The 12,071-nt window shown below is 39.3% G+C and carries 9 protein-coding genes; 1 reads left to right on the forward strand and 8 read right to left on the reverse strand.

Annotated elements, in window-relative coordinates:
• Positions 1-70 precede the first annotated feature (70 nt).
• The 6 genes from JFU24_RS13440 to JFU24_RS13465 form a co-directional block, all read right to left on the reverse strand.
• Positions 71-664: a MepB family protein gene (locus JFU24_RS13440; RefSeq protein ID WP_201250095.1), complete on the reverse strand. Its 594-nt coding sequence runs from the start codon at positions 662-664 to the stop codon at positions 71-73.
• 290 nt (positions 665-954) lie between these two features.
• Positions 955-2,439 (reverse strand): argininosuccinate lyase, encoded by a 1,485-nt coding sequence (argH, locus tag JFU24_RS13445; RefSeq protein WP_201182997.1) that lies wholly within the window; start codon positions 2,437-2,439, stop codon positions 955-957.
• 15 nt (positions 2,440-2,454) lie between these two features.
• Complete coding sequence (locus JFU24_RS13450) at positions 2,455-4,143, reverse strand: ABC transporter permease (RefSeq protein WP_201250096.1); 1,689 nt, start codon at positions 4,141-4,143, stop codon at positions 2,455-2,457.
• The gene (locus JFU24_RS13455; RefSeq protein ID WP_201250097.1) at positions 4,140-5,252 is read right to left on the reverse strand and encodes an ABC transporter ATP-binding protein; all 1,113 of its coding nucleotides are present in this window, start codon (positions 5,250-5,252) and stop codon (positions 4,140-4,142) included. The genes JFU24_RS13450 and JFU24_RS13455 overlap by 4 nt, the downstream gene beginning before the upstream one ends.
• A 15-nt stretch (positions 5,253-5,267) precedes the next feature.
• On the reverse strand, positions 5,268-6,359 hold the full coding sequence (locus JFU24_RS13460; RefSeq protein ID WP_056522461.1) for an extracellular solute-binding protein: 1,092 nt from the start codon (positions 6,357-6,359) through the stop codon (positions 5,268-5,270).
• Positions 6,359-7,585 (reverse strand): ROK family transcriptional regulator, encoded by a 1,227-nt coding sequence (locus tag JFU24_RS13465; RefSeq protein WP_201222243.1) that lies wholly within the window; start codon positions 7,583-7,585, stop codon positions 6,359-6,361. The genes JFU24_RS13460 and JFU24_RS13465 overlap by 1 nt, the downstream gene beginning before the upstream one ends.
• A gap of 271 nt (positions 7,586-7,856) precedes the next feature.
• Between JFU24_RS13465 and JFU24_RS13470 the strand changes: the two genes are divergently transcribed.
• On the forward strand, positions 7,857-10,364 hold the full coding sequence (locus tag JFU24_RS13470) for an NEW3 domain-containing protein (protein ID WP_201250098.1): 2,508 nt from the start codon (positions 7,857-7,859) through the stop codon (positions 10,362-10,364).
• Positions 10,365-10,661: 297 nt separating this feature from the next.
• Here JFU24_RS13470 and JFU24_RS13475 read toward each other — a convergent pair whose 3' ends face one another.
• Complete coding sequence (locus JFU24_RS13475) at positions 10,662-11,396, reverse strand: amino acid ABC transporter ATP-binding protein (RefSeq protein ID WP_053344382.1); 735 nt, start codon at positions 11,394-11,396, stop codon at positions 10,662-10,664.
• On the reverse strand, positions 11,393-12,037 hold the full coding sequence (locus JFU24_RS13480; protein ID WP_053344381.1) for an amino acid ABC transporter permease: 645 nt from the start codon (positions 12,035-12,037) through the stop codon (positions 11,393-11,395). The genes JFU24_RS13475 and JFU24_RS13480 overlap by 4 nt, the downstream gene beginning before the upstream one ends.
• Positions 12,038-12,071 lie beyond the last annotated feature (34 nt).

The raw sequence follows: 12,071 nt of genomic DNA on the forward strand, positions 1-12,071 counted from the left end.
ATACTGATAATAATTCATCAAATGCTAACAACTCTTTCGTACCATATTCCCAAATCCATAGAGACCATAATTATTTTTCTAATTGACTTGCGTGATTTGGACTGTAAAGCATTTGAACACGAACACAGTCTATTGGTGTATTTATAGGTATCTCTATGAAATATTTTAGCTGCCATATCTGAGTTTTTTGTGCCTGACGGCTAGTAGGCTTGTCCCAAGGTGGGTAAACGCGTATTGCTCGTTTACCACCTTTACCTTTATTAGATACTATATTCTGATCCAATAAAACCGCTTTTGGAAATACAAACTGACCAAAGTTATTACCTTTGCGAGTACTAATAACAAACAAATCAGCTGGATCTGATATGTCATATGGTTGAATCGCTCCATCCCCAATTCTCTCCCACAAAGTCACAAATTGTCCAACCTTTGTAGGTGTGATTTTAGCCACACGAAATCTAATGGAAAGGGTATTCAACTTGAATATATAGGCTCCATATTCAGCGTTTTGTGCTTCTATTAGTGGTTGTGAGAACTCAAACCTGCACGGGCTATAAACAAGTTCCTTTGCTGCAAGAAGGTCACTATGAATTGTGTCAGAGGAAGCCCCGGAATTTTGAACGCTGAGATCTGATTCTAATAAGTCTTGATTTTTCTCATCCATCTGTTCTAATCCTCCATTTTAAAGCTTTCTAGTCATTTTACTATATTCTCTTACAAAGCCATTCGATACACCTCACTCTCGTTCTGTTCCCTCATTTTAGAACATTCGTTCGCTATATTCAATTATCAACAGCATTATTTATCAAAGCCCTAGCCCTGTAAATAGTTAGATGACATTTAAATAAAATGGAATGAACCTAAAAAAAACCCAGGCAACTTCCTCCCGGGTCTTTAATCATTATGCTGACTTTTCCACTTGTTCTGCTTACGGGATTTTCCAAAGCTGCAACCTCAATATTCCACTAAAGCTTTCCTTCTATCATTCAAAGCTTTAACAATTTCCTTATATTCCTGCACCTGTTGTTCTAGTTTTTGTTTTCTATTCACAATCATCCTCGAAACTTCTTTCGGGCTAGGCCCACCTTGAATGCTTCTAATCTCCACAAAATATTCGGGGGAGATGATTTTTTTCCATTCGTCTTCTGCTATATTCACTGAAACGAATTCATTAATAATCTTGTTAATGTCTTGTGTGTCCCAATCATATAACTCTTTCCCTTCACTTATCGACCGTTTTGCAATATGACTAGCTATGGAATGAGCTTTCCTAAATGATATCTCGTAATCTCTTGATAGAGTATCTGCTAATTCAGTAACCGTGATACTAGATTTTGCGGCCATTTTTTTTGTATGTTCTTCATTTACTTTCAAAGTTGATATGACTGCATACATTAGTTTCATGACACGGCCTGCATTCGAAAATGCTCGATATAAATGCGGCTGTAAATCATCTTCCGTATCGACGATATCACCAAATGGAGTATTGTGGATCATATTCATTGCAGCAAGCGCATCACCATACGCACTGCTGGCAATTGATCGGGAATGTTCAATTGATACTGGATTTCTTTTTTGCGGCATGATACTGCTTACTTGAACATAAGGATCTGCCACATAAAATGTACCAAACTCCCTTGTCACATGCTGCAAAAAATCTTGAATCCATCTTCCAGTATTGACCATGCACGTCATAATTGCAGTTGCAGTTTCTAATAAATAATCGGCCCCGCCAATCGAGTCATAGGAATTTTCAACAACCGCCTCAAAGCCAAGCAATTCAGCGGTACGATTCCGGCTGATTGGAAAACCAGTTGTGGTTAATGCGGCTGCTCCCAGAGGGGATAGGTTCACCGTTTCATAGGCTGCCCATAACCGTCCAATATCTCTTTGAAGAACATCATAAATGGCTAGAAAGTAGTGGCCCAATGTAGTCGGCTGAGCTGGCTGAGTATGCGTGTAACCCGTAATATAGGTTTCTATATGCTTTTCAGCTTGCACCAAGAATGACTCACTCAATTGGTCTGCATAGCCAATTAATTGAAGAAGATGGCCCCTCAAAACAAGCCGATACATTGCAACTCCCATATCATTACGACTGCGACCGATATGAATCTTTCCTGCAAGCTCATGACCGATTTCTTCGCCAATCTTTGCCTCCATCATGAAAAATAAGTCTTCGAATTGAGGTTGATAGGTCAGGAGGGTGAGATCTGTTTGAGCCACTTTCCGAATCCCATCCAGCATAATTTTTGCTTCTTCTTCTTTAATAATCTTTTGTTCTGAAAGCATGATCACATGTGCTCGATGAATATCGAACATCACATGAAATAAGTAATCTCTTTGATCATTAAAAACTGGCATTAGAAGCTCTTCTACATATGTTTTTCCTGGAAAAACACTACCTTCATTTTTGATAAATTCATCCAGCTTACTCATCTTTTTACCCCCGATTTATAAGGCTTTTTCTGCTTTGATTCCAAAAAACTTATTCGAAATAAAAAGAACAATAACAATCAGCGTGATTTGAATCATCCCATAAGCAGCTGCCTGCCCCATATTGAACATCCGAAGCTGATTCATAATTTCAATAGATATAGGTCTGTTAGAAATCGTATACAATAGGACTGAGGTTGGGAATTCTCCTACAGACTCGATAAAGGCTAATAATGTCCCTGATAAAACGCCAGGCATAATAATCGGTAAAATGACCTTTCTGAAGGTATAAAACCACTTTGCCCCCAAGTTTCTTGCTGCTTCCTCAATCGAGTCATCAAGCTGCTCTAGAACGGCGTTAGTTGAGCGGACAACAAGCGGAATATGTCTAACGAAATAGGCAAGGGGCAGAATCCAAAATGTTCCTACTAATATCTGACCGAAAGAAAAAACGCTAGGTTCATTAAATGCAAATATCAAGTTCATCCCAATAACCGTTGCAGGCAAGGCCCATGGAATCATGACTAGAATATCAATAAAGCTTTTCCCAATGAATTTCCGTTTGACAAGAACATAGGACGCTATGACCCCAAACACCAAATTTGCTAGTGTGGCAATAACAGCCATTAGTAAACTATTTCGTAACGGTTTAAAAATATTAGGGTCTTCAAACAAAAGCCGGTAATTTTCCACATTAAATACTGTTGGATACGTTTGAAACGTCCAGGTTCCATCCGGTACAAGTGAAAGCAATAGAATCGTAAAGTGCGGTAAAAGCAGAATAAGTACGCCGATGATACCCGTTACCACCATCACCCACTTCATAAGCGGATTTTTCACTTCACTCCTGTGTGCCCCGATTCCTTTTGAAGCCATGCGGTAATCTTTCCTATTCTGATACCAACGCATGAATAATAGAAATGAAATCGAAACAATGGAAAGAATTACAGATTGAGTAGCAGCAATTTCCATATCACCATTAATTTTCGAAAAATATATTTGCAAGCTCAACACTCGGTACCCACCAGCTAATAAAAACGGGGCACTGAATGAAGCCATTGAAATCATGAATACAAGTAAAGAAGCGGCAACGATGGCAGGTGTTAATAATGGAAATGTCACATTCCAAAATACCTTGAATTTATTCGCTCCTAAGTTATAAGCAGCTTCTTCTAGAGACGGATCAATTTTATTGATCGCAGCGGATACGGTCATATAAAAATATACATACATCGTATAGGCATGCACGATCAGGATTCCCGAAACCCCGCCAATTTTAAAAGGAACTTTATCAAGACCAAACAAATCCTTAATAGCATTTGGAATTAATCCTGATTCTCCATATAAAAACATAAAGGCCATAACCCCTACTAATGATGGAAGAACAATCGGCAAAATCGCTGCAGTTGAAAAGAAGCTTCTGCCTGGAAAATCGTAACGGTTAAAAATAATCGCAAGCGGAATACCAATCAAGGCACTAGCCAATACACTTAAAATTGATATATAAACAGAGTTCCATAGAGCTTCTAAGTTCGTTTTCGATTCCTGCACGAAGAAATCCTGATAATTTCCGAAAGATATCGATCCGTCTTTTTGCAAACTTTCGAAAAAGGTTCTCAATGATGGATAAAGAACATATGCAGCGAGCACTAATACAACTGGTATAAGAAGCCAAATCGTCAACCTTGTATCACGATTTTTAATCATGGAGCATCACCGCTTATGACCGGGATGAGGCGCAGCTGTTTCTCCGGAAGCTGTACATACACTTCCTTCCCTTGATAAAAGTATCCGAATTCGTGTGTGTTTAATACGTCTACCCTCAGTAACACGTTATGAACATCCACCATCACATTCACAACAGATCCAAAGAATTGGACAGATTCTATTTTTCCTTTTAAGATATTTGTTCCTTCTTTGACCTTATCAAGAATACGGATTGCTTCAGGACGAATCGAAACTGCAAGGTTCTTTTCATTCTGTTGAATTAACTCTCCTTCATTAGTGTGATTATGTACAAGTAATTTTACCGGTTCTTCACCGTTTTCTAGGGTAACCACTATATTCTCTTGTTGAACGTTCTTCACTTGAACGGACAATAGATTAATCTCACCAATAAAACTCGCCACGAAATCATTAGCGGGCTGATTATAAATTTCTGCTGGAGTCCCGACCTGGTGACATACCCCAAAATTGAACACGGCGATCCGATCACTCATCGATAATGCCTCTGCCTGATCATGTGTGACATAAATGGTGGTAATCTTATAATCACGCTGCAGTCTTAAGATTTCTGCTCTCATTTCATCACGAAGCTTGGCATCCAAATTGCTTAATGGTTCATCCAACAGTAATATTTCCGGTTCAATAACAAGTGCTCTCGCAAGGGCTACACGCTGCTGCTGTCCTCCGCTTAACTGGCTCACTTGACGATCCGAGTAGTTCTCCAGCCTGACTTTGCGAAGTGCATCCAGCACTTTCCCCTTTAAATCGCTTGAAGAAACTTTTCTCACGCGCAATCCAAAGGCTACATTTTCAAAAACCGTCATGTGAGGAAAAAGGGCATAGTTTTGAAAAACCATGCCAGTATTTCTTTTCTCCGGAGGTACTCGCGTCATATCTTTGTCGCCAAATCGGACGACACCCTTTGTTGGATAATAAAACCCAGCAATCATCCGAAGGGTTGTCGTTTTACCGCAGCCACTTGGACCTAAAAAGGTAAAAAACTCACCGTCTTTGATTTCCAGATTTAAATGATCGATAGCTATCGTTTTTCCGAAGGCTTTTTGGACATTCTCTATTTTTATTGACGCCATCCCAACGACACTTCCTTATTCTTTAATTTCTTTATCTCCACTTTTAATATTTTCGTCCCAATATTTCATCCACTCGTCACCTTTTTCTTGGAAAACATCCCAATCAATATCCATCGTTTTAATATCTGTTTCCGTGATCCATTCAGGTAAATCTGTCACATCACTTCTTGTCGGAATCCGGTAAAATTCTTCAGCTAAAATTTTCGCAGCTTCTGGTGAGTTCACAAACTCATAAAACGCTTCAGCTGCTTTTGGATGCTTGGCACCTTCAACAATGGCAATTCCTTCTGTCAACACCGGTGTTCCGCTTTCTGGAATAACAAACTCAAACGGATAGTTTTTATTTTCTTTCAGCATGACAACGTCCGGCATTGCCCAAACAGATAGTGAACCCTCTCCTTTGGCTACTTTGTTATACATCATTTCCGGGTTGGCTGAATATTCTTTTGTATTTTGGTCGAGCTTCGTTAACCAATCATAGCCCTCTTGAGGATCATTTGTATCCTTATACGTGCGATAAATCATCGAAGAAAAAATCGTCCTCATCGTTCCAGATGCTAGCGGATAGCGAATGATAATTTCATCTTTCCATTTCGGGTCAAGCAGCTCATCCCAATCTTTTGGGACTTCGTCTTTTGATAGTTCCTTGCTGTTATACATGATGACTTCTGGAGTCTGGCTCGTTCCCGTCCAATACCATTCTGGATCGTGGAACCCTTCATCAAGACTATCAGAATAGGTAGGTTGGTAAGCAGCTAGCAGTCCATCATCCTTTGCTTGGTTAAAGTTCGTGGAAGGTGCTCCCCACCAAACATCTGCCTGCGGATTAGTTTTCTCTGATCGAACACGATCAAGGATTTCCTGGGACCCCATGTCAAGCCACTCAACATCAATGCTATATTTTTCTTCAAACTGAGTCTCGAATTTTGATAAAATATCTTTTCCATGCGGCGAATAAACAACAATCTTATCTTCTAATTCACTTTTTTCTTCTTTGGCACCGCCTGCATTCGAATTCGTTTTTGTATCTGTACTGCTACATCCAGAAATCAATAAAGCTGCCGATAAAGTTAGCACTGAAACAAACGACTTTTTCTTATTTTTCATTAATAATCCCCCTCATTATGAAAATTCAAAATGCTATCATGTTCTCTTAAAAATAGGGAAACCGCTCCCAAAACTCCTGCGTTTTCTCCCAGTTGTGAAGTATTCATTTCTACTAAACTTGGAAGATATCGATCAACAATCTCCCGAATTCTAGGTAAAATGTATTCAGATGAATTTAATACACCACCTCCTAAAATAATGACCTCTGGATTTAGCAAGCTAGCTGCATTGACAATTCCGTAGGCTAAATGTTCGATGGCGTCATTAATGACAGCTATAGCTGTCGAATCTCCTTTTTTTGCGAACAAAAAAGCATCTTCACCTGATAGTTCAGAAGACTGGGCCCGTTCAAAAAAAGAATGATGAGGATCCTTGAGAACTGCTCTAGTAAAATGAGCACCAATGGACTTTCCTCCTGCAACACTTTCTAAATAGCCATATCTGTGGAAAATCGGCTTAAATTCACGCTTCATATCCTCTTTATTAGTTACCATATATCCCATCTCTCCAGCTGCACTCGATGCCCCTCTGTATAACTGGTTATTCAAGATAATGCCGCTTCCTATCCCTGTGCCAACTGCAATAAACAGTACATTTCGCTTATTCTGTGCGTTCCCTAGCCACTGTTCACCTAGAGCAGCAGCATTCACATCATTGTCGACAAAGATAGGGAAATCGAAATACCGTTTCGCTTCGGCTATAAATGGATACTGAATCCACCCTAAACTCGGTGCCTCAATTACTAGTCCACTTGCTGTTTGCGTAATACCAGGAATCCCAACTCCCATCCCTAAAATCCTATCTTTCGCGATCTGATTCTTTGCAATTAACCGATCTGTTTCAATAGCCATTTGTTTAAGAAGACCTGATTGTAGATAAATATTTGTTGAAAAACTAGTATCAGCAAGGATGTTGCCACTTAAATCACATAAAACGATTTTCACTTTTGTTCCGCCAATATCGGTTCCTATGATATATGCCGCTCGCTCATTGAAAAAGAGCTGGATTGGCCGCCTCCCTCCTTGAGAAGAGGACTCTCCTATTCCTTTCTCAAATACCCATTTCTCCTGTATAAGTTCATCTACAACAAGAGAAACTGTCGGTTTACTAAGCTGAAGCTTAACAGCGATTTCAGCCCTTGAAATAGATGAACATTCTTGGATGCATTGAATGATTCTTTTTTTATTTACGTATTTTTGATGATTGGGTGTTCGCTTAAAACTCATCACATCACGGCCTTACATTATTTAGTTAGTAAATCTTACTAATTAAGTAAAAATATAACTTAAATCAAGAAAGTGCACAAGTTATTTTTTGATTATTTCAAATACTCTGTTTTTAATAGTTATTTCGGTTCATTTACAATTATAACCTATTGTGTTATTTATTAGATAAGCTTTTTCATCAAGTTAGTTAGGTAATATTACTAACATACTTTTCATAGTCTTCAAAAAAGCTTAGGATTTTTATTAAATTTGAAAGGGGTTAAAGGAAGGCATGAAAAAAATTTTGGTACCTTTGCTTTCACTTTTGTTAGTTTTTTCACTATTGCCGCTCGCAGGTAACGCAGCAAAAAAGGAAAAACCTAATGTTGAGTTATGGAATGCGGTCAAGCCACTCGAGACAGCCGTTACATTCTTAAACAGCGGTGCCCATCCAGATGATGAGCGCAGCGACTTTCTCGCCTATTTATCGAGAGGGTTAGGTGTGAAGACCTCCAGCCTAATTGCGAACCGTGGTGAAGGCGGACAAAATGAAATTGGGGATGAACTGGACAATGCTCTTGGAATTATCCGTTCAAGAGAAATGATAGAAGCTGCAAAAATTACCGGGGTTAAAGCCTATCATCTCAGTGAAACAACCTCTGATCCTATCTATGATTTTGGCTTCTCGAAAACACCAGAAGAAACATTAGAAAAATGGGGCGAGGAACTCACGTATGAACGGCTTATCCGGTTTATCCGAACATATCAGCCTGATATATTGATGCCATCCTTCCAAAATGATGATACCCAGCATGGACATCATCGTACAATGACAATCTTAAGTGAACGTGCTTTTAAGGATGCGGCTGATCCATCTGTTTTTCCACAACAATTGAAACAAGGTCTATCAGTATGGCAAGTGAAAAAATTATATTTACCTGTTTCCTCCGCAGATAAAGCCACCACATCCATTGAAATCGGTACCTATGATCCAATATACGGTATGACTTATCCACAGCTTGGAGAACAATCCCGCTATCTGCATAAAAGCCAAGGAATGGGCTCTGATATCCCTGCAGCGCCTCGCCTGGTTCATCTAGATTTGAAACAAAGCGCCGTTGATACGAAAGGCCAGTCAGACCTTTTTGCAGGAGTACCTTATAATTTTACCGAATGGGCTGATAAACTCCCAGCTTCAGCTTCAAAGTTAAAATCTGATTTTAAAAATGTACAACGGGATTTGAACACAGTTGTTGCGGCCTATCCGAATGATCAACGTGTTTTCACAACATCCCAAACAGCTCTTTCTCATGTACGTTCACTTACTTCGCAAATTAAAAAGGCAAAGCTAAACTCTGAGTTGAAGAACGACTTGCTTCATAAGCTCTCATTAAAAGAAGAGCAATTACAAAACGTTAGTTATGTCTCTTCAGGACTATATGTTCAAGCAAAATCAGCCTCTCCGATCCTTACAAAAGGTCAAAATACGAACGTAACCGTAACAGTGAAGAATACCGGAAAACAAACATTGAAAAAATTCTCTGCCAAATTGAACGTGCCTAAAGGATGGAAAGCTAAAACAAAATCTAAAGCAATCAATCTAGCACCAAATAAATCAGAGACCATCACCTACCAGGTTAACGTTCCAAAAGATGCTTCCTATTACCATGCTTATGACAAATCAGCCATTACAACCAACATTTCATATGAATCCGGTAAAACCAAGACTACCATCACAGAAGAATTGGAAGGAACAATCGCTGTCCTACCTGATGTGGGTCTTACCCTTTCACCTGAAGACATCGTGGTAAACACAGCAGATGTACAGGAAGAAATACCAGTAACCGTAACTGTAAAAAATTATACAGAAGGAAAAACATCAGCAAACGTCGCTTTAAAAATACCTAAAAATTGGAAAGTGTTACCTACAAAAGCAACCGTATCATTTAATGAAAAATCAGAAGAAAAACAAGTAAAATTCACCCTTATACCACCGAAGACGATTCAAAATGGTGAATATCAGCTAAAAGCAGAAGCTACTGTCAATGGAAAAACCTTTGATTCTACTATTCAAGAAATTACCTATGACCATATCGGAACATTCTATTACCAGTACCCAGCAGCAATCAACACCGTTGCATTTGAGCTTTTAATGCCAGCTTCACTAAAAGTAGGTTACATTGAGAGTGGATTTGACAAAGTAGCCGATTACTTAAGCAACGCAGGTCTTAATATTACAAAGCTAACAGCTGATGATTTAGCATTAGGTGATTTGAGCCAATACGACACGATTGTTACAGGTATACGCGCTTATCTATCTCGAGAAGATCTAAAGACAAATAACGCGCGCTTACTTCAATACGTAGAAAACGGCGGTCACCTTGTCGTTCAATACCACAAACCTGGTGATGGATGGGATGCCCTGACGACTGCTCCATATCCACTTACAATCGGAAATCCCTCCATTCGCTGGAGAGTAACCGATGAAAAAGCCACAGTAAACGTATTGAAACCAGAATCAGCGCTTTTCAACTATCCAAACAAAATAACAACGGACGATTGGAACAATTGGGTTCAAGAAAGAGGATTGTACTTCCCAATGAAATGGGACGAACGATTTGAAACTTTCATTTCCATGGCTGATCCAAATGAAGAACCATTTGATGGTGGAATCCTAATGGCCAATTACGGTAAAGGAACCTATCTCTACACCAACCTTGTCCTCTACCGGCAAATTCAAAGCCAGGTACCAGGAGGATATCGAATCATGACGAACTTGATTAGTTACGGGGCCCAGTAACTAGAGAAGTAACCTGTGCAGGTGTTGAATGCATAGGTTACTTTTTTGTATGAATGTTTAGCCTGATTGAAGCTTGGTGCGGAACACGATTAACCTTTACCTCTAAAACAAAAAAAGTTATGCACAAGGATAGGAGATAGGCTTGAGGGATTAGGATTTCTCCTTTTTCTCTCTTTCCTTTGTCCACACGTTATGCACAACTTTAATTTATTTTAACTTCTACGTCGGTGAGTTTTATAAGCCTCTTAAGTGATAAGCATTCACTCTTTTAGCCATTCATTCCCACACTCTACCTTCCTAAAGCACCTTACTTAAGAAGGCTTTGGTTCGAACATGCTGAGGGTTACCGAATAATTCATTCGGTTCATTTTCTTCTACAATGTACCCTCCGTCCATGAATATGACACGATCTCCAACTTCCCGGGCAAAGCCCATTTCATGGGTAACAACGACCATTGTCATACCTTCTTTAGCAAGTTGTTTCATTACCTCTAAAACATCTCCGACCATTTCAGGGTCAAGTGCAGAAGTCGGCTCGTCAAATAGCATAATCTTCGGATTCATGGCCAATGCCCTTGCGATGGCAACCCGTTGTTTTTGTCCTCCGGATAGTTCTCCTGGATAGCTATTTGCTTTTTCCCTTAACCCAACCTTATCCAGTAACTCAAGCGCTAATCTTCCCGCTTCAGCTTTATCGGTGGCACGAATTTTAATAGGCCCCAACGTTATGTTTTCCAACACGGTTTTATGAGGGAATAGATTGAAATGTTGAAAAACCATTCCAACCTCTTGTCTAACTTTGTTGATATTGATTTTCGCTTTAGGGTCAGTAATATCATGTCCGTTAATGACCACCTCACCGCCCGTAACTTCCTCAAGAAGATTCAGGCAGCGCAGAAATGTACTCTTTCCAGATCCAGAAGGTCCTATTACACAAATTACTTCCTTTTCTTTTATTTCTGCATTAATATCTTTTAAAACTTCGACAGTTCCAAATGATTTTCTCAGGTTTTTTACAGTAATGATGCTCATCGAACTTGTACCCTCCTTTCTATGAAGTTAGCAATAAGGGTTAACAAATAGATGATGATAAAGTAAATTACACCAACAACAAGCCAAATCTTGAACGCTTCAAAGGTTGCCGAAGCCTGAATCTGCCCTTGCTGTGTTAAATCCGCTATACCGATAACGGATAATAGAGATGTATCTTTTAGACTAATGATCGATTGGTTCGTAATGGTAGGAAGCATCCTTCTAAAGGCTTGTGGCAGTACTACATATCGCATTGTTTGAGTACCAGTGAATCCGATTGATCTTGCCGCTTCTGTTTGTCCTTTATCGATGGATTGAATTCCCGCTCTTATTATCTCAGCAAAATAGGCCCCTGCATTGATGGCAACGGTAATTATTCCAGCTGTAGTACTGTTTAAAGAAATCAAATTTAGTGAATTCACACCGAAATATATAAAAAACAATTGCACAATAAACGGCGTTCCTCGTATCGCATCTACATAAACCTTTGCAATCCAGTTCAAGATCTTGATAGGAGCAAGTCGCAGCAAGGCCACCACTAAACCAATCAAAAAACCTAGGATAATGGCAATTACAAAGATATAAAGTGTCACCTGAAGTCCTTTTAATAAAATAGGCAATGCCGCAACAATTATATCCATTCTATTCACCCCTTAGAAAAAGAAAGCGCGCTTT

Source organism: Peribacillus sp. TH27, assembly GCF_016650915.1.
In the GTDB taxonomy this organism is placed as follows: Bacteria; Bacillota; Bacilli; order Bacillales; family DSM-1321; genus Peribacillus; species Peribacillus butanolivorans.